Genomic DNA, 23,562 nt, shown 5'->3' on the forward strand with positions numbered 1-23,562 from the left:
CTTCTTCTTGCCGGTTATGCTCGACCGTTCTCCCTCGCATCGGTCCCGGCCTTGCCAAGCACCCGCCTCCTGCCCACCGCCCTCCTGCTGACCCTGGCGGCCTCGCCGTTCGCGGGTGCCTCGCCCTCTGTGGGAGCCGATTCATCGGCGAAGGGTGCTAGCGGTAACCTTTCCATCCAATCCCCCCGCGTCGAACGCAGCAACACCCCCAGCTACGTAGACACACCCACCCCGCGCTTCTCCTGGCTCATCGCGTCACCAGTCAATGGGACACGCCAGACCGGCTATCGCATCGTCGTAACGCACGAAGGCAAGCCCGTCTGGGACAGCGGTGACGTCCGCTCGCCGCAATCCTTCGACATCGACTACGCGGGTCCCGCGCTCCTGCCAGGGCAACGCTACGAGTGGCGCGCCGAAGTCCAGACCTCGGACGGCAACGGCAGCACGACGTCGCACTTCGACACCGCGCTCGACGAGCCGGGCTGGCACGGCGCGAAGTGGATCGGCAAGGCCGACGCGACAAGTGTGCCCGCACCGCTGCTGCGCAAGGTCTTTCATGTCGATGCGAACGCCACGCGCGCGACGCTTTACGTCGCGGCGGGCGGGTACGCCGACCTCTCCGTCGATGGGCGTCCGGTGAGCGATGCCGTGCTTTCCCCCGGCTTCACCGACTACGACAAGCGCGTGGAAGTGGTCGCCAACGATGTCCCGCTGACGCCAGGCGAACATACGCTCGCTGCCGAACTGGGCCGCGGCTTCTACGGCATGACCAACCCGAACGTCTGGCATTGGGAGCGCGCGCCCTGGCACGGGCAGCCGCGACTGCGTGCGTTACTGCGCATTCGCTATGACGACGGACACGTGCAGGACATCGTCACCGACGACAGCTGGCGCATGGCCGACGGCCCGACACGTCTGGACGATCTCTACGGTGGTGAAACCTACGACGCGCGTGCATCGACACCGAGGACGTGGGTGCCGGCGGCCGTGCTTCCCGTGCCGCGCGGCAAACTCGTCGCGCAGACCGAACAGCCGATCCGCGTGATCGACACCTTGCACGCCACGTCGGTGACCGAGCCGAAGCCCGGCGTGTTCGTCTTCGCCTTCGCTCGCGTCATCGCCGGCTGGGCGACATTCGACGTGACGGGTCCGGCGGGGACGACGATCACGGCGCATTACGGCGAGAAGCTGATGCCCGATGGCACGGTGGATGCGCGCGATGAGCATCACTATTTCAAGGCGGGATTCCAGACGGATCGGCTCACGCTTGCCGGCACGCGCGAGCGCTGGCATCCGCGGTTCTCCTACAAGGGATTCCGCTACGTGCAGGTCGAAGGCTGGCCGGGCGGCGAACCGGCACTCGGTGCCGTCACCGCGCAGGTCGTGCATACCGACGTCGCCGTGACCGGCCGCTTCGAGAGCGCGAACCCGTTGCTCGACTGGATTCATCGCGCCGCGGTCGACACCTTGCTCAACAACCTCTACGGCATCCCCACCGATACGCCGATGTACGAGAAGAACGGCTGGACCGGCGACGGCATGCTCGGCGCGGATATGTTCCTGCGCAACGTCGATGCCGATCGCCTGCTGGCGAAGTGGGTGCGCGACATCGCCGATACGCGCAAGGCGGATGGTTCGCCTTTGCTGATCGCGCCGAATCCCGGCTGGGGCGACGTCCGCGCGCCGACCTGGCACGCCGCCTATGTGCTGGTGCCGTGGTCACTCTGGATGAACGCGGGTGACCGCCGTCCCATCGATGAACATATCGAAGGCATCGCGCGCTATGTGGCGATGGAGAACGCGCGTTCGCCCGGCGGCATTGCCGATACCGAACTGGGCGACTGGGTGAGTCCGGAAACCGACCCGGGTGGTGAGAATGCGCCGGAAGACAAACGCGTCGCCGCCACGGCGTACCTGTATCGCATGCAGCGCGTCACCGCGGACATGCTTCGCCTGCGCGGCGACACAACACGTGCGGCGGGATTCGATGCGCAGGCGGATCTCGTGCGCGATGCCTTCAATGCACGCTTCCTCGATCGCGTAGCCGGTCGCTACCGGGGCGAGGGCGATAAGGGCTATCGCCAGGCGCACAACCTGCTGGCGCTGGCCTTCGGGCTGGTGCCCGACGACTTGCGCGATCGCGTCGCCGCCGGCGTGGCGGCGGATGCGAAGGCCCGGGGCGACCACCTCGATACCGGCGCCCTGGCGACCAAGATTATCCTGCCGGTGCTTACCGCCACGGGGCACGCCGACGAGGCCTGGCGCATCGCCACGCAAGTGAGCTTTCCGAGTTGGGGCTTCTGGCGGGCGAACGGCGCGACCAGCCTGTGGGAGCACTGGAAGCTGGCCTCGCGCTCGCGGGGACATTATTTCCTCGGCACGGTGGATGACTGGCTGTTCGGTGATGTTGCCGGGTTGCGGCCGTTGGAACCGGGTTGGCGGAGGATCGAGGTGCGGCCGGCGGTGACCGCGTGGCTGGACCATGCATCGGCGGCGGTGATGACGCCTTATGGGGAGGCTTCGGTGGCCTGGCGGAAGGTCGGTGGGCGGGTGGAGCTGGATGTGCATGTGCCTGTGGGGGCGGAGGCGGTCATCGGGCTGCCTGGGCGGTCGGACAAGGTTGTGGGGTCGGGGGATCATCATTTGGGTGCTCCGTAGGGATCGCCGCTGAAGCGGCTCCCACACAGAGCGAGGCCTGCGCCGTTCATAAAGCCGTCGTAAAGACCTGCGAATTCCGGCCGTTAATGCATAGACGGGGAAAGCACAGGGTGACGGTACATGTCCGCATTGAAGAACTGGTTCGGCCGCACGACGTTGAACGCGCGCGTGTGGATGGTCATGACCGTGGTGGTGCTGGGCCTGGTCGGGCAGACCGTCATGTCGGGCGTGGAAAGTCGCCACGTGCAGATGACGCAGCTGGCCGACACGCTGGAGCAGCATGTCACCGCCGCCATCGCGATCGCCGATGCGTATCACGCGCGCGCTGAAAAGGGCCAGATGAGCGACCTCGAAGCGCGCGTCGCCGCACTCGACGACATCCAGGCGATGCGCTGGTCGAACAACACCGGCTATGTCTTCGCGTTCGACTCGGCGCTGACGATGCGCATGCATCCGCTGCGCGCCGACGACATCGGAAAGAACATTCGCGACGACAAGGACGGCAAGGGCTTTCATCAGTACGTGGCCATGCTCGAGGCCGACACGAAGGACGGCCATGGCATGACGCGTTACACACAGGTCATGCCCAAGACCAACGAGCTCAGGGACAAGATCAGCTATTCCAGCTGGTACAAACCCTGGGACCTGCACTTCATTTCCGGGGCCTACTTCAGCGACATCGACGCGGCGTTCCACGCGCAGCTGCAGCGTGACCTGCTCAAGTCCGCGCTCATCGCGGGGCTCGCGCTGCTGGTGATCTGGCTGTCGATGAGCAGTATCCGCGCGACCGTCGGTGGTGAGCCGCGTGACGCCGTGCATATTGCCGGCCGTATCGCCGGCGGCGACCTGCGAAGCGACGGTGGCGAGTACGCCCCGGCCAGCCTGCTCGGCGCACTGGAGCGCATGCGCGGTACCTTGTCCTCCATCGTTTCCGAAGTGCAGCAAGGGGCGCATGTCGTCGCCACGACGTCCGCCGAGATTGCGCGTGGCAACGACGACCTGTCGCAGCGCACGCAGGAGCAGGCGTCCAGCCTCGAAGAAACCGCGGCATCGATGGAGGAGATGACCGCCACGGTGAAGCAGAACGCGGAGAACGCCACCGCCGCCGACCGACTCTCGCGTCATGCACGCAGTGAAGCGGAGAAGGGTGGCGACGTGGTTGGCGAAGCGATGGCCGCCATGCGTGAGATCGGCGATTCCAGCCGCCGCATCGGCGACATCGTCGGCCTGATCGACGAGATCGCCTTCCAGACCAACCTGCTGGCGCTCAACGCTGCCGTGGAAGCGGCACGCGCCGGCGAACAAGGTCGGGGCTTCGCGGTCGTGGCGGCGGAAGTGCGTCGACTGGCCCAGTCCAGCGCCGCGGCGTCGCGCGAGATCAAGGGGCTGATCGCCGAAAGCGGTGAACGTGTCGAGATCGGCGCGGCGCTGGTCGAGCAGTCCTCCGGAGCCTTGCGCGATATCGTCGCCAGCGTGAAGAAGGTGACCGACATCGTCGCCGAGATCGCCGCGGCCAGCGCCGAGCAGTCGGCGGGTGTGGATCAGGTCAACCTGGCCATCGCGCAGATCGACCAGGTGACCCAGGAGAATGCCGCATTGGTGGAAGAGGCGGCCGCCGCGGCCAAGTCCATGCAGGACCAGGCTCACTCGCTGAGCGATCAGGTCGCGTTCTTCACCGTCGACGGCACCGCCAGCGCCGAGCGGCCAGCGCCTGTTTCGGCGGTGGAACGGGCCGCGCACGACCTCAGTTTCGGCCAGTCGGCGCCAGTGAAGAAGGGCAGCGATGCCTGGGCGGAATTCGCCTGAGGTGACAAAACGTCACTAAAGCGCTGCGAATAAGTCGCTTCAGTCAACAGTCCCGTCGGCCTATCGTCCTCCTCGTCACTATCAACACGAGGAGAACGTCATGTACGCCATTACCGGAATCACCGGCCAGGTCGGCACCGCCCTTGCCAATGCGCTGTTCGCTGCAGGCAAGCCTTTCCGCGCGGTCGTTCGCGATGCAGCGAAGGGTGTGGTCTTCGCCGAGCGCGGTGCCGAGGTCGCCGTCGCCGACGTGGATGACACGCCGGCGCTGACCCGTGCCTTCGAAGGCGCGGAAGCGGTCTTCGTGCTCCTGCCGCCGCTGTTCGATCCATCGCCGGGCTATCCGGAATCGGCCCGCAGCATTGCCTCCATCCGCGACGCCTTGCTCGCAGCCCGGCCCGATCGCGTGGTGGTCCTGTCGACGGTCGGCGCACACGCCACCGAGGAAAACCTTCTCTCGCAGCTGGGCCGGATGGAAGGCGTGCTGGGCAAGCTGCCCATGCCGGTAACCTTTCTGCGCGCCGGCTGGTTCTTCGAGAACGCGCAGTGGGATGTTGCCGCGGCGCGCGACACGGGCGTTATCGACAGCTATCTCTACCCCCTCGATCGTAAAGTGCCCATGGTCGCCACGAAGGACATTGGCGAGCTGGCCGCCACGCTCCTGGGCGAGGTCTCCACGGGCGTTCGTGTGGTCGAACTCGAAAGCCCCCTGCGGACCAGTCCGGACGATATCGCCGCAGCCTTCGCCAAAGCGCTCGGGCGTGACGTGGTCGCCCATGTCGTGCCGCGTGACGAATGGGAATCGCGCTTCGTCGCCCAGGGCATGACGAACCCGACACCGCGCATGCGCATGCTGGATGGCTTCAACGAAGGCTGGATCGACTTCGAAGGGACCCCGGTGAAAGGCCGTGCCGGCGTCGACGAGGTAATCGCCCAGTTGGTGAGTCGCGGCGGCTGACCTATCCTGCGTTGCAACGCCGCTGTTTCGAGGAACGCCCGCATGGATCACGCCGCCAGTTATGTCCACGGTGCGAGTGCGACGCCGTTACTCGGCGAAACGGTCGGGGCGATGCTCGATCGAATCGCCGCACGCTGGCCGGATCGGCCCGCCCTGGTCGTCCGCCAGCAGGGCATCCGCTGGACGTACGCCGCGTTCCACGCCGAGGTGGAACGGGTGGCGGCCGGCCTGCTCGCGCTCGGCCTTGAACCCGGCGATCGCGTCGGTATCTGGGCACCGAATCGGGCCGAGTGGGTGGTGGCGCAGTTCGCCGCGCCCAAGGCCGGCCTGATCCTGGTCAACATCAATCCGGCGTATCGCTCGCACGAGCTGGCCTATTCGTTGAACAAGGTGGCCTGCCGTGCCCTGATCCTCCCGCGAGCCTTCAAGAGTTCGCGCTACCTCGAGATCCTCTCCGGACTCGCGCCGGAGCTCGCAACGTCGGTACCCGGCGGCCTGCGTGCCGCCGCGCTGCCCGACCTGCGTCACGTGATCCTGCTCGACGACGAACCGGCGGCAGGCACCCGGCGCTGGGCCGACATCGTCGCCGATACGGAAGCGCGGGCGCGCCTCGCCGCGATCGAAACCGAGCTGTCGTTCGACGATCCGGTGAATATCCAGTTCACCTCCGGTACGACCGGCGCGCCGAAGGGCGCCACGCTTACGCACCACAACATCCTCAACAACGGCTTCTTCATCGGCGAAGCCATGCGCCTCACCGAAGAGGATCGGCTGTGCATCCCGGTGCCGTTCTATCACTGCTTCGGCATGGTGCTGGGTAACCTCGCCTGCGTGACGCACGGCGCCTGCATGGTCATTCCCGGCGAAGGCTTCGACGCGTTGGCGACACTGGAGGCCGTGGCCGAGGAGCGATGTACGGGCTTGCATGGTGTGCCGACGATGTTCATCGCCGAGCTGGAACATCCTCGTTTCCACGAGTTCGATCTCACCTCATTGCGCACCGGCATCATGGCTGGCTCGCCGTGCCCGATCGAGATCATGCGTCGCGTCGTGCGCGACATGCACATGGCCGAAGTGACGATCGCCTATGGCATGACCGAAACCAGTCCGGTGAGTTTCCAGACCGTCGCGGAAGATCCGCTCGAACTTCGCGTCTCGACAGTCGGAAGGGTGCATCCGCACGTGGAGGTGAAGGTCGTCGATGAAGCCGGGCGTGTCGTACCGCGCGGCCAGACAGGCGAACTCCTGACGCGTGGTTACTCGGTCATGCGCGGCTACTGGGGCGACGACGCCAATACGCGCGCCGCGCTCGACGAGGCGCGCTGGATGCATACGGGCGATCTTGCGACGATCGACGATGCCGGTTACTGCACCATCGTCGGCCGCCTGAAAGACATGATCATCCGCGGAGGCGAGAACATTTATCCGCGCGAGATCGAGGAGTTCCTTTATGGCCACCCGGATATCCAGGATGTGCAGGTCTTCGGCGTGCCGGACGAGCGCCTGGGCGAGCAGGTCTGCGCCTGGATACGCTTGCGCGATGGGTCGTCCGTATCGGCAGCCGCCATCCAGGATTACTGCCGGCGCCATCTCGCGTACTTCAAGGTGCCGCATTACGTGCGCTTCGTCGATGCCTTCCCCATGACGGTGACGGGCAAGGTGCAGAAGTACCTCATGCGCGAGGCGATGCTGGCCGCGCTTGCCGAAAAGGCGGGTGCGTAAGCGCGTTCGCAAGAACGTGTGATGTCACCCCTCTACCTCGGATTCACGCCCTGAGCACCACTCTGTCCGCAGGGGTGGGGTTACTGCTCATGATGAGGCGACACGTGAAACGAGTCAGAAGATTTCATCCGGCAACGCTGTTTACGGCGTTCCTCTTCGCGCTGGCCGGTGGTGCGACCTTGCTCGGTGGCATACGCCTCATCAATCTCGGCGGCTCCCTCTACTACCTCGTGGCCGGTGCGATCCTGCTGGTCGTGGCCATCCTGTTGCTGCTTCGACAGCGCCTGGCGGTAGGCCTCTACGCGCTCATGCTGATCGGCAGTGCCGCCTGGTCGGTGTGGGAAGTCCAGTGGGATTTCTGGCAGCTGCTACCCCGCCTCGACGTGTGGTTCGTGCTTGGCCTGTGGCTGCTGTTGCCCTGGCCGCGACGTGGCCTCGGCCGTGACCGCTACTACGACAGCGCCCGCGATACCGGTGGTGGCTTTCTCTTCGTCTCACTGTTGATCGTCGCCGCTGTCGGCATCGTCGGCGTGTTCCACGTCGATCACGACCTGCCGGGCGAATTGCCGATGGCCGATGTGTCCGGACCGCAGGGCGATCGTGCCGCGCGCGCGGACGGCGATTGGACCGATTACGGCAGCTCGCCGTACGGCCAGCGCTATTCGCCGCTGACCCAGATCACCCCGGACAACGTCGGCCAGTTGCAGGTCGCGTGGAAGATCGAGACGGGTGACAAGGTGGGTCCGGACGATCCGACCGAGACGACGTCCGAGAACACCCCGCTCAAGATCGGCGACACGGTGTACTTGTGCACGCCGCACAGCCGCGTCATCGCGGTCGATGCGGCCACCGGACAGAAGCGCTGGGAATTCGACCCGAAGATCCAGAGTCCGGTCGGGTTCAAGCACTGGGAGCACATGACCTGCCGCGGTGTCTCGTACCACGACGATGCGAAGTACGCGTCCGCCGTGATTCCCGCACCGGCGACCACGGCCGCCGGCATTCCCGTGGCCGCGTCCACCGCGCCGTTGCCGCCGACCGCCACGGCGTCGGCGACGTGTCCGCGTCGCCTCTTCCTGCCGACCGCCGATGCACGGCTGATCGCGCTGAACGCGGACTCCGGCCAGCCCTGCGCCGACTTCGGCGACAAGGGCACGATCAACTTGCGCAGCAACGTCGGGCCGTTCACGCCGGGTGGCTACTACTCCACCTCGCCGCCGGCGGTGACGAAGGACCTGGTGATCATCGGCGGTCACGTCACCGATAACGAATCGACCAACGAGCCGTCTGGTGTCATCCGCGCTTACGACGTGCACGACGGTCATCTGGTCTGGAATTTCGATCCCGGTAATCCGGACGCGACCACGCCGATCGGTCCCGATGGCATCTATACGCGTAACTCGCCCAATGTCTGGTCGCTCTTCAGCGTCGATGAGAACCTGGGCATCGTTTACCTGCCCATGGGCAACCAGACCCCCGATCAGTTCGCTGGTGGTCGCACACCCACCTCGGAGAAGTTCGGCGCAGGCCTTGTCGCCCTCGACATCGCCACGGGCAAGGTGAAGTGGAACTACCAGTTCACGCACCACGACCTGTGGGACATGGACGTAGGCGGCCAACCGACCCTCGTCGACCTGCAGACGGCCGACGGTGTGAAGCCGGCCGTACTCGCGTCGACCAAGCAGGGCAGCGTCTACGTACTCGATCGTCGCGACGGCACACCCATCGTCCCGATCAACGAAGTGCCGCGTCCGCAGGGTGCGGTGACGGGCGATCACACCGCGCCGACGCAGCCACTGTCCGACCTCAACTTCGCACCGCCACAGATACGCGAGCAGGACATGTGGGGCACCACGCCGTTCGATCAGCTGTGGTGTCGCGTGCGCTTTCGTTCGCTGCGCTACGAGGGCATGTTCACGCCACCGTCGGAGCAGGGATCGCTGGTCTTCCCCGGCAACTTCGGTGTGTTCGACTGGGGTGGCATCTCAGTCGATCCGACCCGTCAGCTTATGCTGATCAATCCCAGCTACATGGCCTTCCAGTCGAAGCTGATTCCGAAGGAGAAGCTGGCGAAAATGGAAGTCGGCCCAGCGAAGAGCGAGACCGAAGGTGTGAAGAAGGCCGAAGGCATTCCCTACGGCATCGAACTCTCGGCCTTCCTGTCACCGCTGGGTATTCCATGCCAGGCACCGCCGTGGGGTTACGTCGCGGGCGTGGACCTGCGCAGCGGCAAGATGCTCTGGCGGCACAAGAACGGCACGATCGTCGACAGCGCACCGTTGCCAATCCCGATGCCGCTCGGTGTACCGAGCCTCGGCGGCATGGTCACCACCGCCGGCGGCGTCACCTTCCTCAGCGGCACGCTGGACTACTACGTGCGCGGTTACGACGTGCGCACGGGCAGGAAGCTGTGGGAGTCGCGTCTGCCCGCAGGTGGGCAGGCCACGCCGATGACGTATGCGGATAGCAGCGGTCGTCAGTACCTGTTGGTCACCGCAGGCGGGCATGGTTCGCTGGGCACGAAGCAGGGCGATTGGGTGATCGCTTACGCTTTGCCGAAGCCCTAAAGCATCGCCCGTGTGTGAAAAGCATCGCCGATGAATCGGCTCCTACCAGAGCGGGGTAGGAGCCGATTCATCGGCGATGCTCTATCAGGATTACCGCGCCGCCTTCCGCGTATCCGGCAGAAACGCCGCCAGCAAGCCGATCAACGGCAGGAAGGCGCAGATCCGGTAGACCTCTTCGATGCCGATATGGTCCGCCAGCTCGCCGAGCACGGCCGCGCCCAGTCCACCCATGCCGAATGAGAAACCGAAGAACAGCCCGGAGATCATCCCGACTTTGCCCGGCACCAGTTCCTGCGCGAACACCACGATCGCCGGGAAGGCCGACGCCAGGATCAGCCCGATCGCCACCGTCAGTGGCGCCGTCCAGAACAGGCTGGCGTACGGCAGCAGCAGGGTGAAGGGCAGGGTGCCCAGGATCGAGAACCAGATCACCCGCTTGCGGCCGATGCGATCGCCGAGTGGGCCGCCGAGGATGGTGCCCACGGCCACCGCGCCGAGGAACGCGAACAGGTGCAGCTGTGCGTTCTCCACTGACACGTTGAAGCGGTGGATGAGATAGAAGGTGAAGTAGCTGGTCAGGCTGGCCAGGTACACGTACTTCGAGAAGATCATCGCGAGCAGCACGGCGATACCGCGCTTGGCCTCGGCGCTGGTATGCGACACCGGTGCCTGCTTCGCCGCGCTGGCCTTCAGTCGCGGCAGGCCATGGTGCTTGTACCACTGGCCGACGTTCCAGAGGATCGCACCGGAAAGCAGGGCCAGCAGGGCGAAGAAGGCCAGGCTCGACTGACCCCAGCGCACGACGACGACCGCGGCGGCGAGCGGGCCCAGCGCCTGGCCGGCATTGCCGCCGACCTGGAACAGCGACTGCGCCAGGCCGTGCCGGCCACCGGAGGCCATGCGCGCCACCCGCGAGGATTCCGGATGGAAGACCGATGAGCCCATGCCCAGCAGCGAGGCGCCGACGAGCAGCATCGGGTAGGTGTGTGCGATGGACAGCACGAGCAGACCGGCCAGCGAGAACAGCGTGCCACCGGGCAGCGCGAGCGGCGTCGGCCGGCGATCCGCATACAGGCCGACCAGCGGCTGCAGGATCGAGGCGGTGATTTGGTAGGTCAGCGTGATCAGGCCGATCTGGCCGAAGTCCAGATGGAAGCCTTCTTTCAGGCCCGGATAAATCGCCGGCAGCAGCGATTGCATCATGTCGTTGAGCAGGTGGCAGAAGCTGATCGCGAAGATCACGCCGAACACGGTCGGGTCCGCGCGCGGTGTATCCACCGTCGCGCTGGCTGGCGCTTGCATGGGGTCGTCCTGGGGATCGGGGAAGCCTATGAGACCACGCTTCCGGGCGTCCCGCGCTAGGATATGGGTCAGACACGTTCGAGATCGGGACAATGATCGTGAAGTACGACCCCGTGGCGTTCGAAGCCGTGCCCCGGCCGGTGGTTTCCCGTGGCCATGAATACCCGGCCTCGTTCGAAATGGCCACGCACCAGCACCGGCGGGGCCAGCTGCTCTACGCGGCGGCGGGAACGGTGGCGGTGACGACCCCGGAGGGTGCCTGGATCGCCCCGCCCGAGCGCGCCGTGTGGATTCCCGGGGGTACGCCGCACTCGGTGCGCATGGTCGGCAGCGTGAGCACGCGCAGCGTATACATCGAACAGTCGGCCAGCACCGCCCTGGGCGAGCATTGCCGCGTGCTTGCGGTGGCGCCCTTGCTGCGTGCCTTGCTGGTCGCGGCGGTGGATGTGCCGCGTGAATATGACCAGGACGGGCGCGATGGACTGCTGATGTCCCTGGTGGTCGAGGAGATCGCCCGCGCGCCGACCATCCCGCTGGCCTTGCCCTTGCCTACGTACGCACCGCTCGCCGCCCGCTGCGCGGCCTTCCTCGAGCAGCCACGCATGAGCGAGACCATCGACGACTGGGCGGCCGACCTGGGCATGCACCGGCGTCGCTTCACCCGGCTGTTTCGCCGTGAAACGGGCACGAGTTTTGCCCAGTGGCGACAGCAGGCCTGCCTGCTGGTCGCCTTGCCACGACTGGCCGCCGGCGAGTCCGTGACCACGGTTGCGCTGGACCTGGGCTACGAGAGTTCCACCAGCTTTTCGACCATGTTTCGCCGGGTGCTGGGCAAGTCGCCGAGTCATTACCGCCCCTGAGGGGCCTGCAACGATCGGGTTCCCGAACGGTTGACATTCGCGGAATACTAACGCAGCATGCATTCTCGTTAAGACTTTTAGACGTCTATACTGCCGACTCACACGCAGGCATCCCCTCTTGATCATCCAGCCCTCAACTCGCACGCACCTTCTGATCGATATCGTTTCGATCGGTGCGTGTCGCTGTTGTTGTCGCGGCTGATGCTTCCGCGCCGCTGAGCGCACCCGCCCTACGGGCGGTCGAGTAACCCCCTTCCCCTGTCTCCGTTCTCGCGCCGTTCCGTGCGCGTGCTCTTTCGATCCTCCGGTCGCGACGACGCGTGCACGAAGTGCTGCGCGTTCGTGCCGACGTCGTGCCCGTTGCGGGCGTCCCTGTTTGACTTGATGAGGCACCACCGTGCAAACCAGAATCACCCTTCGCCGTCCTCTCCTTTTTGCCGCGCTGCTGACGGCACTCGGCACCGGGGCAGCGCTCGCGCAGTCCACCACGGGCGGCATCTCCGGCCAGGTCAACGATCCCCAAGGCGCGACCGTGGTCGTCCGGGGAAGCAACGGCCTGACCCGCGAAGTGAACGTGGATGACAAGGGGCGCTACAGCGCAAGCCAGCTTCCCCTCGGTACCTACTCGGTCACGCTACGGCGCAATGGTGCCGACGTGGAGACACGGAAGGACGTGGGCCTGAGGGTCGCCGCATCGACCGACGTGTCGTTCGGCGCGGCAACGGCAAACCTCGAAGGCGTCAACGTCAGCGCGTCGCGCCTGCCGGATATCGACGTCACCACCGTGGACTCGCGCTCGGTGATCACCGCGGAGCAGTTGTCCCGTCTGCCGCTGGCGCGCAACGCCGACGAGATTGCCCGGCTTGCGCCGGGCGTGGTGTCGAACAGCGGTGGTTACACCGGCCCCACCGGGGCGTCGTTGAACAGCTTCGGCGGTTCGGCGGCCAGCGAGAACGCGTACTACATCAATGGCTTCAACGTGACCGATCCGCAACGCGGGCTCGGTGGCATCTCGCTGCCCTATGGCGCGATCGACCAGCAGGAAACGTATACCGGCGGCTACAGCGCCCAGTACGGCCGCTCCGATGGCGGTGTCATCAACCAGGTCGGCAAGCGCGGAAGCAACGAATGGCATGTCGGCGGACAGATCCTGTGGGAGCCTGCGTTTGCACGCGCCGAGACGAGCAACACCTATTACACGAACGGACTTCCATCGTCGCCGGTTGCCGGCGAACTCTACCGGCCCAACGCACAGGACAAGAGCTGGGTCACGACGGTCAGTAGTTATATCGGTGGCCCGCTCATCAAGGACAAACTGTTCTTCTTCCTCGCCGGGGAGTTCGAACGCCAGGAAGGCTCGACGCACAACGCGGTCGACAGCACGAGTCCGGACGTGCAGTACCGCTACAACTCACCCCGCTGGTACAGCAAGGTCGACTGGAACATCACGGACAACAACATCCTCGAGCTGACCGGTGCGTCGAACACGCGCAAGACCAGCGGCAGTGTCTATGATTACGACTATACGAACCTGACGCGGGGCGAGCAGATCGGGTCGGCCGACAACATCAAGACCGGTGGCCACGTCTTCTCCGGAAAATACACCGGTTACATCACCGACAACCTGACCGTGTCCGCCCTGTTCGGCAAGATGAAGCTGAGCCAGTACGACCAGCCGGGTGCGTACGATCCGAGCCTGACCTACGTGGACGGCCTCATCAACCAGAATCCCGCGTTGAACGACGGTTCGCCACGAGGCAACAATCAGAACGTCTCCACGCTGTACAACGCCGACCGTAGCCAGCGCACCACGAACACGCGATTCGACGTCACCTATGTGCTCGGTGACCACACGCTGAGCGCGGGTATCGACAACGAAGTGACGCGCGCGATCGACCAGGGCTCGCAGGCCTCGGGTGACGGCTACTACTGGACGTACGGCCGCGCCGATCCGAACACGCCGATTTCGACCGGTCTCGGTGTCCCGGCGACGGGCGGCATCGCTAACGGTCAGGACGGCTATTACGTCGTTCGTCATGTGTCCAGTTCGCTCGCCAGCGTCCGTTCCAGCCAGCGCGCGCAGTACATCGAAGACAAGTGGCAGGTGAATGACCGCTGGTTGTTGTCCCTCGGTCTGCGCAACGATCAGTTCGAGAACTACAACCGTGACGGCGACGCCTATGTCACCCAGCATCGGCCCCAGTGGGCACCACGACTCGGCTTCAGCTGGGACGTAAACGGTGACGCGAGCTTCAAGGTGTACGGCAATGCCGGCCGCTACTACCTCGGCCTGCCGCTCAACCCCGGACTTAACGCTGCGGGTGCGGCGCTGAGCACCTCGCAGTACTTCACCTATAGCGGCATCGACGGGCAGGGCCTGCCGACTGGCCTCACGTCGTTCTCGCAACCGGTGTCGTCCAACAACTACTACGGCGTCCTTCCGGATCCGCGAACGGTCACCGCGAAGAACCTGAAGTCCGAGTACCAGGACGAGTTCATCCTCGGCTTCACGAAGACACTCGGCCACGACTGGGTCTATGGCGCGAAGCTGACCCAGCGCATCCTGCGCAGCGCGATCGACGATTACTGCGACACGGACCGGATCATCGCCAAGGCGGCCTCGCTCGGCTATGACGTCGCCACGACGAACAGCTGCTACCTGTTCAACCCGGGTCGTGCCAGCACGTTCAACCTGATCGACACCTCGGGACAGCTGGTCAGCGTGCCGATGACCAATGCCGAGTTCGGCTTTCCTCGTCTCGAGCGTCGTTACTACGCACTGGAAAGCTTCCTCGAGCATCCGTTCGACGGCCGCTGGTACGGCAAGGTGGATTACGTCTTCTCGCGCAGCTACGGCGATACCGAAGGCCAGCTGCGCTCCGACGTCCAGGCGACAGCGGCGTCCACCAGTCCGGACTGGGACAACAGCTACCTGATGGAAAACAACAACGGCCCGACCAACAACGACCACACCCACCAGCTCAAGCTCTACGGCTACTACCAGCTGACGCCGGAATGGCTGGTTTCCGCGAACCTGAGCTTCGTCTCGGGTGCGCCGAAGGTCTGCCTGGGTTACTACGGCCCCAACCTCACCGATCCGGGCAAGTACGGCGGCCAGTACCACTACTGCGATGGCGTCGCCGCGACGCCGGGGTCGCAGGGCAGGCTGCCCTGGATTCGCCAGCTGGATCTGGGCACGACCTACCGGCCGGCGTTCGCCGAAGGCAAGTTGTCGTTCACGGCGAGCGTCTTCAATGCCTTCAACGATCAGCGGGCGCTCAACCGCTACCCGTACTCGCAGACGGACCCGGGTGTGGCCGATCCGCAGTACGGCCAGGCGGTGGTTCGCCAGCTGCCGCGTTATGTGCGGCTGGGTGTGAGTTACGACATCTGACGCTGCCGCTGCCGCCTGCGTGGAGGGGTGAGGTACAGAGCCTTCGGTCTTGCGGGGGTGAGGCGCAGAGCCTTCGGTGCCCACCCTCGCTGCTCAGACAGGTCCTCCGCGTTTCGTAAAGGAAAGGCCGCTAACGCGGCCCATGTATCTATATGGCCTACGGCCGCTCCACTTGTGCGGAACTCGCCTCGAGGGTGGGCACCGAAGACTCTTCCCATCCCTGAGGTTCGTGTGGGTCGAGCCGACGAAGCAACGCCGCTTCGGCGGCTGGCTCGTCGCCATCGCCAAAGGGTCGAGCTTGCGCGCTGGTCACGATCGTCCGCGCGAGACAGCGCAACGGGAGGAAGGCGATCACCGAGCCGGGATGGTCGTGTCAGCACGACTGCCGTAACGGCTCGCTTCGGCGGCCACACCCACGCCAACGGCTCGCCGTCCAGCTGACCATATCGTCGTGAGAGACCTTGGTGTCCACCCTCGAGGCGAGTTCCGCACAAGCGGAGCGGCCGTAGGCCAAATAGGCACATGGGCCGCGTGAGCGGCCTTTCCTTTACGAAACGCGGAGGACCTGTCTGAGCAGCGAGGGTGGGCACCAAGGTCTCCCCGCGAGACGCCCAAGTGTACGCAGCGACGGCGACGGCGAAGCCGAGCCAGCGCGCAAGGCACAGCACGCCCTCTACGGAAGTCCGCGACGAACCCTATTCTTCGACAGCGCAAACGAGTGCACGGACGATGCGTTCGATCGTCTCGGCAGGCGTACTTCCGACCTCCACACGGAAGGCCTCCTCGGCGGAGGGCTCCTCGAGCGTAGCCAGCTGGCTGTCGAGGAGGCTGGGATCGAAGAAGTGCCCGCTACGATGGCCGAGCCGTTCGACCAGCAGGGCATGTGATGCGTGGAGGTAGACGAAGCGCACGTCATCGTGCCCGCCGCGCAAGAAATCGCGGTAGCGACGCTTCAAGGCGGAGCATGCCAGCACCAGCGCCTCGCCGCGCTCGCGATGCTCGTCCATGGTTGCCACGATGGCCTCGAGCCACGGCTGGCGGTCCGTGTCATCCAGGGGAATACCGTGCGCCATTTTCTCGCGGTTAGCGGCGGGATGGAGGCTGTCGCCGTCGATGAAGGGCTGGCCGAGTCGGGTCGCCAGACCTTCACCGATCGTGCTTTTGCCGCTGCCGGAGACACCCATGACGATAATGATCATAGGAACCATGATGCCACGCCAACTGTGGGAGCCGCTTCAGCGGCGAAAAGCCAACGAAGCGGCAAAGCAGTAACCTCCCTGGCGTAGTATCTAGGGCTGTCCCCGCCGACCCCGACACCATGGCCATGATCGACCTGCGCAGCGATACCGTCACCCAACCCACCGAGGCGATGCGCGAAGCCATGTTGCGCGCGCCGGTCGGTGACGATGTCTACGGCGAGGACCCCACGGTCAACGCCCTGCAGGAACGCCTCGCCGGGGAGCTCGGTTTCGCCGCCGCACTGTTCGTGCCCACGGGAACGCAAAGCAACCTGCTCGCCCTGATGAGTCATTGCGAACGTGGCGACGAATACATCGTCGGTGCGGACGCCCATACGTATCGCTTCGAGGGCGGCGGTGCCGCGGTGCTCGGGTCGATCCAGCCGCAGCCGATTCCGCAGGACGCCGACGGCAGCCTGCCGCTGGACAAGGTCGAGGCGGCGATCAAGCCGATCGACCCGCACTTCGCCCGCTCGCGGCTGCTCGCGCTGGAGAACACCTGGCACGGCCGGACGCTAGAGTTCGGTTATATGGCGCAGGCCCGCGAACTGGCGACCCGTCGTGGCCTCGGCCTGCATCTCGATGGTGCGCGCCTGTACAACGCGGCGATCGCCTACGGTCGACCGGCCCGCGATGTGGCGGCCGGCTTCGACAGCGTCTCGGTCTGTCTTTCCAAGGGGCTGGGCGCCCCCGTCGGCTCGGTCCTGCTCGGTAACGCCGCCTTGATCGAGCGTGCGCGTCGCTGGAAGAAGGTCACCGGCGGTGGCTGGCGTCAGGCCGGCATGCTCGCTGCGGCGGCCATGCACGCGCTGGATCATCACGTGGAACGGCTCGCGGACGACCATGCCCGTGCCGGTCGGCTCGCCGACGGCCTGCGCCGCATCGAAGGTCTCAAGGTCACGGCCTGTCACACCAACATGGTGTTCCTCGACGTGCCGGCGGCGCGCCTGAAGGATCTCGCGGCACACATGACGAATGCAGGTGTTCGCCTGAGTATCGGCTACCTGCCGTCGGTCCGGCTGGTGACGCATCTGGATATCGACGATGCGGCGATCGAGCAGACGATCGCTGCCTTCGGATCGTTCGCTTACTGATCCGGACTCAGCGGCGAGGGTTTACTGGCGTGGCGCCATCAGCTTGCGCTGTAACGAATAGAGAATCGCGGCGTCGGTCGCATCGAGCGCATCGGTTTCCATCGCGCGGTAATGCCGATGGAAGGCGATGATCGCGTTGCGTGGGCTGCCGACGTCGTAACCCACCAGACGCATCGCCGCGAGGCTGTCGAAGTTCGGTGGCGCCGGTAGGAGTGTCGGGTCGGGCCACAGCCCGAACCCGTAGCGAGCCAGCGTCGCCCAGGGAAACTGCACACTGGGATCGTTCTTGCGTCCCGGCGCGATATCGCCATGGCCGACCACCGCTTCTCGCGGGATGCCCAGGCGCGCGGTGAGATCGGCGAGCAGGTTCACCAGCGCCTGGATCTGCGGCTGGGTGAAGGGTGAGTTGCCGTCGTTATCGATCTCGATGCCGATGGACGACGAGTTGATGTCGGTCATGCCGGCCCAGCGTGATGCGCCGGCGTGCCAGGCACGTGCGTTGTCGTCGACGAGCTGGTCGATGCGGCCGTCCGCTTCGACCAGGTAGTGCGCGCTGACCGGGCCTTCGCTATTGCGCGTACTGAGCACGCGCAGGGCGGCGGCAGGATCGCCGATGGACGTGTGGTGCAACACGATCAGCTGGGCCTTGCGCGCATTGAAGTTCGGCGAGGGGGTCCAGTGCGCGAGCGCGCTGCGCTGGGGCGCGACGGACGGCGCGGTGGCGCAACCCGCCATGGCGAGCAGGAGAAGGGCGACCGCCGCAAAGCGCATGGGCCGGGCGACGGTGGAGGCCCGAGGCGTCATTCGACGCGGAAATCGCTGCTGGTGATGACCCATTCGATCTCGTCGCCGACGTCGCCGGCATCTTCCCGGGAGGCGACGACGATCTGCAGGTCGATGCAGTCGTGTCCCTCGGACAGCCACTGGGTTTTCTCCAACGCCATGCCGGCCTTCTTCAGGGCGACACGCAAGGCAGGCAAGGTCGTGGCGACCAGCTCGATGCCCTCGTGGACGAGATTGCCGCCCAGGACCTCGATATCGCAGAGCTTGTCGTCGAGGAAGCGCAGGCGGAGCCAGTCGTTGCCGTCGGGCGTGCTGTATTCGTCCTCGTCGTCCCACATGTTCTCGCCACCGGCCTTCCAGCCGAGCGAGTCACGTAGCTTCTTGCGTGGCATGCCGAAGAAGATATCGGTGTCGTCGCGGCGAATGCCGCGACCGGGAACCAGTTCGTAATGTTCCATGGTTGTCCTCTCAGGTGGCGCGGGAGACCCGCCCGCAAAGCATGAAGGTGGCGGGCCGCGAGCGAACAGGCGTCCGCGTCCGCGCCGAATCAGGGCTTATGGTCACGGCCAAGGTAGTCCTCGCTCTGCATCTCGATCAGACGCGATTCGGTGCGCCCGAACTCGGCGCGAACCTTGTTGCCATCGTAAAGTTCGGTGATCGGCGCGGCGGCGGAAAGCACCAGCTTGACGTGCCGGTCGTAGAACTCGTCGACCAGGAGAACGAAGCGTTTCGCTTCGTTCTCCGAGTAGACGGTGAATTGGGGCACGTTGGAGACGATGACCGCGGGAAAGGTGCGGGCCAGCTCGATGTAATCGGCAACGGCGCGCGGCCCCTCGCATAGCGCGACGAAATCGAACCAGACGATGTTGTCGGCGCGCTTGCGCACGGGGATCTCGCGGCTGTTCAGCAGGATCGAACCACCGTCCACCACGTCGCCCTGCGCCTGGCCGCCGAAGATGCGGGCCAGCGAACGTTCGGCTTCCGCGCCCGGGGGCACCATGTACACCGATGCCTGGGACAGGGCACGCAGGCGCCAGTCGCGAGGCGAAATCATTTCGTGCACGACGCACTGGGCTTCGATCGCCGCGATCGCCGGCAGGAAGCGCGCGCGCTGCAGGCCACCCTTGTAGAGACCCGAGGGCGGCGTATTCGACGTGGTGACCAGGGTCACGCCGCGAGCAAACAGGCCATCGAGCAGGCCGGCGAGGATCATCGCATCGCCGATGTCGGAGACGAGGAACTCGTCCAGGCACAGGACGCGGCACTTCGCGGCCAGGCGATCGGCGACTTCGTCGAGCGGATTCTGCCGTTCGCCGAGTTCGCGAAGCGTGCCATGCACTTCCAGCATGAAGCGATGGAAGTGACGGCGCAGTGCCAGGCCGGGGGCGAGGCTCGATACGAACAGGTCCATCAGGAAGGTCTTGCCGCGACCGACGCTGCCCCAGAGGTAGAGGCCCGGAACGGCCTTGCGCGGTTCGCTGCCGAGCATGTTGCGCAGGCGGCCGAAAAGACCGGGCGCCGACGGTTCCGGCGCACAGAGCGCGGCATGCAGGCGGTCGAATTCCGCGATGACGGGCAACTGCGCGGGATCGGATTCCCAGCGATGGCCGGCGATACCGTCGCGGTAACGTTCGCCCGGTGTCGATTCCGTGCAGTTCATGCGGGGCGGGGTCCCGGCAACCAGTCCTTCACGGCATGCTTGATCGCACCGCGCAGGTCCATGAGGCGGCGATGGAAGAAGTGACTGGTGTCCTCCATCCGGATCAGCTGCGGTCGACGGTCTTCCGGCAGGCTGTCGATCCAGTCGTAGACGGCCTGCGGCTCGACGATCTCGTCGGCATCGCCCATCACGACCAGCCACGGGCAGGTGGGCAGGTCCAGCGGCCCGAAGTCCCAGCCACGGCCCGCGGCGGGCGGCGCGACGCTGATCAGCGCCTCGGCGCCGAGGCTCACGGCATTGCGCAGGGTGACGTAGCTGCCGAAGGAGAATCCCGCCAGCCACAACGCCGCACCGGGGCGCGTTTTGCGCGCCCAGGCGACCACGGCGGCGAGGTCGTCGCTTTCACCGTGACCGCTGTCGAACTCGCCTTCGGATCCGCCCACGCTGCGAAAGTTGAAGATGACCGTGTCGACGCCGGCTTCGCGCAGCGAGCGCTCGATCATCGTCACGACCTTGTTGCGCATGCTGCCGCCGTCGGTGGACAGGGGATGGCAGATGACGGCGATGGCGTCGCGGGCGACATCAGGGGCAGCGGCCCGGGCTTCGCATTCCAGCTTGCCCGCGGGGCCCGCGAGCGCGAAGCTGGCGGTCTCGTCCGGAAATCGCTCCGGCGCTTCAGATAGATGTTCGCTCATGCCCTTCATGATACCCGCCCCGTGAACGTCCTGGCCCACGCCCTGCTGGCGGGCGACGACGCGGCGCTGCGGCTGGGCGGGGTGATGGGCGATTTCATTCGCGGCACACCCGACCTGGCCTTGCCGCCGCGCGTGCGCGACGGCATCTACCTGCACCGGGCGATCGACGGCTTCACCGACAGCCACGACGAGGTTCGCGCGGCGCGCGAGCGCCTTCCCGCACCGTTTCGTCGTTACGCGGGCATCCTGCTGGATATGTGGTTCGACCATTGCCTGGCAAGGGATTTCGCCAAGTGGTCTGCTCATCCCCTGGCCGAATTCTCGGCCGGGCTACGCGACGAGATGCATGCGGCGATGCCGATACTCCCCGATTCGCTGAGGCGCTTCCTTGGCTATATGGATGCCAATGACCTGCCGGCCGGGTACATCGAGCCCGCGGCGATCGGCAAGGCCTTGGGCGGTATCTCGCAGCGTCTGTCGCGCGCCAATCCGGTCGCCGATGCGATGCCGCTTCTTCTTTCCGAAGACACGATGTTGCGCGGGACCTTCGAGCGGTTCTTCCCGCAACTGAGGGATTTCGCCCGCGAATGGGTCGTGCAGCGCTCGTCGCTTGCGGGGTTACGGTAGGAGCCGATTCATCGGCGAATGGGTGCTCGCCTCAGACTGGCCCGCTGCCGCGGGATCGCCGATGAATCGGCTCCTACTTCGCCTGGTCGACCATCCACTTCACCGTGTTGCCGACCTGCTCGTCGGTCAGCGACGGATTGCCGCCCTTGGCCGGCATATGGTTGCCGTCCGGGCCGGTGTAGCCCTCGATCGCGTGCTTGGTCAGTACGGCGATGCCCTCGGCGATGCGGGCGCCCCAGGCGGACTTGTCGCCGACCTTCGGTGCGCCGGCCACGCCCGCCGTGTGGCAGCTGTGGCAGAGGTTGTCGTAGATCGTCTTGCCGTCGGTGCTGCCGCCGTAAGCCACTTGCGAGGCGGCGAGCTTGGCGGCGGCTTCCTGGGCGGCCAGCATGGCGGCGCGGCCCGTGTCACCGGCGTATACGGCGCCGACGGGGGCGATCCGGGCCTCGGTCCGCTTGGCGACGGCGGGGTCCTGGTCCTTGGGGATATTGCTGTAGATGACGTACGCCAGCACCATCAGGACGACGGCGAGGACGCTGAGGCCGGCGGTCAGCAATGAGAACTGACGCATGAAGTTCTGGTCGGACTTGCTCGGAGAACCGCTCACGCATTGACTCCACTGAATTTGGGTGTGCCGTCCCCCTCCCCGGGCTCCGGCGTGCCTGCGGCCGCGATGCGGCGTCGAACCGGGCGAGTATAACGGAACCCTTGCTTGAGTCAGCGGTCTTGAGATCGGCGCTGGAACGGTTCATGCGGAAAGGGGTAAACATGCCGTCAGTCATGGGGGACCCCTGTCAACCGGCATTGTTCAATTCCGTTCCCCAACACCTAACATTGGCGCCGTCGATCCTTAACCTTCGGGGGGTATAACCCCCCATGGCGCACGGCGCGCCCGGTCGGAGCGGTGCCTTCGACCGGTTATTCATCTGGGAGTGTTACATGTCGCGTTTCTGGAAAATCGCGCTGGCCGTCATTGTGGTCGTGCTGATTGCAGGCTTCTTCATCGTCAGGAGCCATCAGGCCAAGGGGGGCGACGCCGCGGCGGGTGCCCAGGCCAACGGAGAGGGGCAGGGCAAAGATCAGCCGCCCGTGCCGGTCACGGTCGTTCCCGTAGCGACACAGGACGTGCCGGTCTACCTCACGGCCCTCGGGACCGTGCAGGCACGTAATACGGTTACCGTGCGCCCGCAGGTCGGCGGCCAGCTGATGAAGCTCAACTTCCAGGAAGGCCAGGAAGTGAAGAAGGGCGACGTCATCGCGGAGATCGATCCGCGCACGATCCAGTCCCAGTACGACCAGTCCGTCGCCAAGCTCAAGCAGGACCAGGCGCTCGCGGCCACGGCGAAGAACAACCTCGACCGCTCGACCAACCTGGTCAGCAAGGGTGGTCAGCAGTACGTGTCCAAGCAGGACCTGGACAACCTGAAGAACAGCCTCGACCAGGCCGTGGCGACCGCCAACGCCGACCAGGCCGCGATCCGTGCCGCCCAGGTGCAGCTCGGCTTCACCAAGGTCATCGCGCCGATCGACGGCCTCGCCGGCATCCGCTCGGTGGACGCCGGCAACATCGTCGCCACCACGGACGCGATCGTGACGCTCACCGAGCTGCACCCGATCTACGTCATGTTCTACCTGCCCGAGAAGAACCTCGACCTGGTCCGTGGCTCGACGACGGACGGCTCGCTCTCCGCCCTGGAAGTCTCCGCGCTCGACCGCGTCGATTCGCACGCCATCGCCACGGGTCACCTGGACGTCCTCGACAACACCATCGACACCAGCACCGGCACGTTCCGCCTGCGCTCGTTGTTCGATAACGAAAAAACCCAGCTGTGGCCGGGCCAGTTCGTCAACGTGCAGCTGAAGGTGCGCACGGTGAAGAACGGTCTCGTGGTGCCCGCCCAGGCAGTGCAGCGCGGTCCGGACGGCGATTACGTCTACCTCGTGCAGGGCGACAACACGGTCAAGATGCAGGCGGTGGAAACCGCGACCGAGGTCGGCGACAGCCACGTCATGCTCAGCAAGGGCGTGAAGGTCGGCGACAAGGTGGTCACGGAAGGTCAGTTCCGTCTCAAGCCGGGTTCGAAGATCCAGCCGCTGGCGCCGGGCCAGGTGCCCGAAGCACCCACCGCCGAAGAGCTGCAGAAGTCGAAGACGGCAGGTAAGCAGGGTCGCCAGGGCGGCAAGCGCGGCGGTTGACA

At 65.6% G+C, this 23,562-nt stretch carries 17 protein-coding genes; 10 read left to right on the forward strand and 7 right to left on the reverse strand.

Annotated elements, in window-relative coordinates; translation table 11 throughout:
* Window positions 1–51 precede the first annotated feature (51 nt).
* The 5 genes from BJI69_RS09050 to BJI69_RS09070 all read left to right on the forward strand — a co-directional run bounded on the left by BJI69_RS09050 (window position 52) and on the right by BJI69_RS09070 (window position 9,711).
* Window positions 52–2,658, forward strand: a complete 2,607-nt coding sequence (locus BJI69_RS09050) for an alpha-L-rhamnosidase (protein ID WP_052767254.1) — start codon at window positions 52–54, stop codon at window positions 2,656–2,658.
* 120 nt (window positions 2,659–2,778) lie between these two features.
* Window positions 2,779–4,464, forward strand: a complete 1,686-nt coding sequence (locus BJI69_RS09055; RefSeq protein ID WP_046968331.1) for a methyl-accepting chemotaxis protein — start codon at window positions 2,779–2,781, stop codon at window positions 4,462–4,464.
* Window positions 4,465–4,564: 100 nt separating this feature from the next.
* On the forward strand, window positions 4,565–5,422 hold the full coding sequence (locus tag BJI69_RS09060; RefSeq protein ID WP_046968332.1) for an NmrA family NAD(P)-binding protein: 858 nt from the start codon (window positions 4,565–4,567) through the stop codon (window positions 5,420–5,422).
* Window positions 5,423–5,464: 42 nt separating this feature from the next.
* On the forward strand, window positions 5,465–7,144 hold the full coding sequence (locus BJI69_RS09065; protein WP_046968333.1) for an AMP-binding protein: 1,680 nt from the start codon (window positions 5,465–5,467) through the stop codon (window positions 7,142–7,144).
* A gap of 104 nt (window positions 7,145–7,248) precedes the next feature.
* The gene (locus BJI69_RS09070; protein WP_046968334.1) at window positions 7,249–9,711 is read left to right on the forward strand and encodes a membrane-bound PQQ-dependent dehydrogenase, glucose/quinate/shikimate family; all 2,463 of its coding nucleotides are present in this window, start codon (window positions 7,249–7,251) and stop codon (window positions 9,709–9,711) included.
* A gap of 90 nt (window positions 9,712–9,801) precedes the next feature.
* Here the strand turns inward: BJI69_RS09070 and BJI69_RS09075 are convergent, their stop codons facing one another.
* On the reverse strand, window positions 9,802–11,013 hold the full coding sequence (locus tag BJI69_RS09075) for an MFS transporter (RefSeq protein ID WP_046968335.1): 1,212 nt from the start codon (window positions 11,011–11,013) through the stop codon (window positions 9,802–9,804).
* Window positions 11,014–11,111: 98 nt separating this feature from the next.
* Between BJI69_RS09075 and BJI69_RS09080 the strand changes: the two genes are divergently transcribed.
* Window positions 11,112–11,873 (forward strand): AraC family transcriptional regulator, encoded by a 762-nt coding sequence (locus BJI69_RS09080; RefSeq protein WP_244465286.1) that lies wholly within the window; start codon window positions 11,112–11,114, stop codon window positions 11,871–11,873.
* 397 nt (window positions 11,874–12,270) lie between these two features.
* Complete coding sequence (locus BJI69_RS09085) at window positions 12,271–15,267, forward strand: TonB-dependent receptor (RefSeq protein WP_125903021.1); 2,997 nt, start codon at window positions 12,271–12,273, stop codon at window positions 15,265–15,267.
* 695 nt (window positions 15,268–15,962) lie between these two features.
* On the opposite strand, the gene BJI69_RS09090 is transcribed toward BJI69_RS09085, so the two are convergent.
* Window positions 15,963–16,475 (reverse strand): gluconokinase, encoded by a 513-nt coding sequence (locus BJI69_RS09090; RefSeq protein ID WP_244465282.1) that lies wholly within the window; start codon window positions 16,473–16,475, stop codon window positions 15,963–15,965.
* A gap of 110 nt (window positions 16,476–16,585) precedes the next feature.
* Between BJI69_RS09090 and ltaE the strand changes: the two genes are divergently transcribed.
* The gene (gene ltaE, locus BJI69_RS09095; protein ID WP_046968226.1) at window positions 16,586–17,599 is read left to right on the forward strand and encodes a low-specificity L-threonine aldolase; all 1,014 of its coding nucleotides are present in this window, start codon (window positions 16,586–16,588) and stop codon (window positions 17,597–17,599) included.
* Between the two features lie 21 nt (window positions 17,600–17,620).
* Here ltaE and BJI69_RS09100 read toward each other — a convergent pair whose 3' ends face one another.
* The 4 genes from BJI69_RS09100 to BJI69_RS09115 all read right to left on the reverse strand — a co-directional run bounded on the left by BJI69_RS09100 (window position 17,621) and on the right by BJI69_RS09115 (window position 20,737).
* Window positions 17,621–18,403, reverse strand: coding sequence for an N-acetylmuramoyl-L-alanine amidase (locus BJI69_RS09100; RefSeq protein WP_046968225.1), 783 nt, complete (start codon window positions 18,401–18,403; stop codon window positions 17,621–17,623).
* Entirely contained in the window at window positions 18,400–18,840 is a 441-nt protein-coding gene (locus BJI69_RS09105; protein WP_046968224.1) for a hypothetical protein, read from the reverse strand. Before BJI69_RS09105 ends, BJI69_RS09100 begins: the two co-directional genes overlap by 4 nt.
* 89 nt (window positions 18,841–18,929) lie before the next feature.
* Window positions 18,930–20,042 carry a cell division protein ZapE gene (gene zapE / locus BJI69_RS09110; protein ID WP_046968223.1) on the reverse strand — a complete coding sequence of 371 codons (1,113 nt, stop codon included), beginning with the start codon at window positions 20,040–20,042 and terminating at the stop codon, window positions 18,930–18,932.
* Window positions 20,039–20,737, reverse strand: coding sequence for an alpha/beta hydrolase (locus tag BJI69_RS09115; RefSeq protein ID WP_046968222.1), 699 nt, complete (start codon window positions 20,735–20,737; stop codon window positions 20,039–20,041). Before BJI69_RS09115 ends, zapE begins: the two co-directional genes overlap by 4 nt.
* Before the next feature lie 21 nt (window positions 20,738–20,758).
* Here BJI69_RS09115 and BJI69_RS09120 point away from each other — a divergent pair, with 21 nt between their 5' ends.
* On the forward strand, window positions 20,759–21,364 hold the full coding sequence (locus BJI69_RS09120; RefSeq protein WP_046968236.1) for an acyl carrier protein phosphodiesterase: 606 nt from the start codon (window positions 20,759–20,761) through the stop codon (window positions 21,362–21,364).
* A 73-nt stretch (window positions 21,365–21,437) separates the two neighbouring features.
* Here BJI69_RS09120 and BJI69_RS09125 read toward each other — a convergent pair whose 3' ends face one another.
* On the reverse strand, window positions 21,438–21,935 hold the full coding sequence (locus tag BJI69_RS09125; protein WP_046968235.1) for a c-type cytochrome: 498 nt from the start codon (window positions 21,933–21,935) through the stop codon (window positions 21,438–21,440).
* 368 nt (window positions 21,936–22,303) lie between these two features.
* Here BJI69_RS09125 and BJI69_RS09130 point away from each other — a divergent pair, with 368 nt between their 5' ends.
* Window positions 22,304–23,560, forward strand: coding sequence for an efflux RND transporter periplasmic adaptor subunit (locus BJI69_RS09130; RefSeq protein WP_046968221.1), 1,257 nt, complete (start codon window positions 22,304–22,306; stop codon window positions 23,558–23,560).
* Window positions 23,561–23,562 lie beyond the last annotated feature (2 nt).

The sequence above is a fragment of the Luteibacter rhizovicinus DSM 16549 genome (assembly GCF_001887595.1).
Taxonomy (GTDB): domain Bacteria; phylum Pseudomonadota; class Gammaproteobacteria; order Xanthomonadales; family Rhodanobacteraceae; genus Luteibacter; species Luteibacter rhizovicinus.

Coding starts and splice junctions, on each gene's coding strand:
- BJI69_RS09065 (WP_046968333.1), top strand. CDS start 5,465: ATGGATCACGCCGCCAGTTATGTCCACGGTGCGAGTGCGACGCCGTTA.
- BJI69_RS09055 (WP_046968331.1), top strand. CDS start 2,779: ATGTCCGCATTGAAGAACTGGTTCGGCCGCACGACGTTGAACGCGCGC.
- BJI69_RS09075 (WP_046968335.1), bottom strand. CDS start 11,013: ATGCAAGCGCCAGCCAGCGCGACGGTGGATACACCGCGCGCGGACCCG.
- BJI69_RS09105 (WP_046968224.1), bottom strand. CDS start 18,840: ATGGAACATTACGAACTGGTTCCCGGTCGCGGCATTCGCCGCGACGAC.
- ltaE (WP_046968226.1), top strand. CDS start 16,586: ATGGCCATGATCGACCTGCGCAGCGATACCGTCACCCAACCCACCGAG.
- BJI69_RS09130 (WP_046968221.1), top strand. CDS start 22,304: ATGTCGCGTTTCTGGAAAATCGCGCTGGCCGTCATTGTGGTCGTGCTG.
- BJI69_RS09115 (WP_046968222.1), bottom strand. CDS start 20,737: ATGAGCGAACATCTATCTGAAGCGCCGGAGCGATTTCCGGACGAGACC.
- BJI69_RS09100 (WP_046968225.1), bottom strand. CDS start 18,403: ATGACGCCTCGGGCCTCCACCGTCGCCCGGCCCATGCGCTTTGCGGCG.
- BJI69_RS09090 (WP_244465282.1), bottom strand. CDS start 16,475: ATGGTTCCTATGATCATTATCGTCATGGGTGTCTCCGGCAGCGGCAAA.
- zapE (WP_046968223.1), bottom strand. CDS start 20,042: ATGAACTGCACGGAATCGACACCGGGCGAACGTTACCGCGACGGTATC.
- BJI69_RS09125 (WP_046968235.1), bottom strand. CDS start 21,935: ATGCGTCAGTTCTCATTGCTGACCGCCGGCCTCAGCGTCCTCGCCGTC.
- BJI69_RS09060 (WP_046968332.1), top strand. CDS start 4,565: ATGTACGCCATTACCGGAATCACCGGCCAGGTCGGCACCGCCCTTGCC.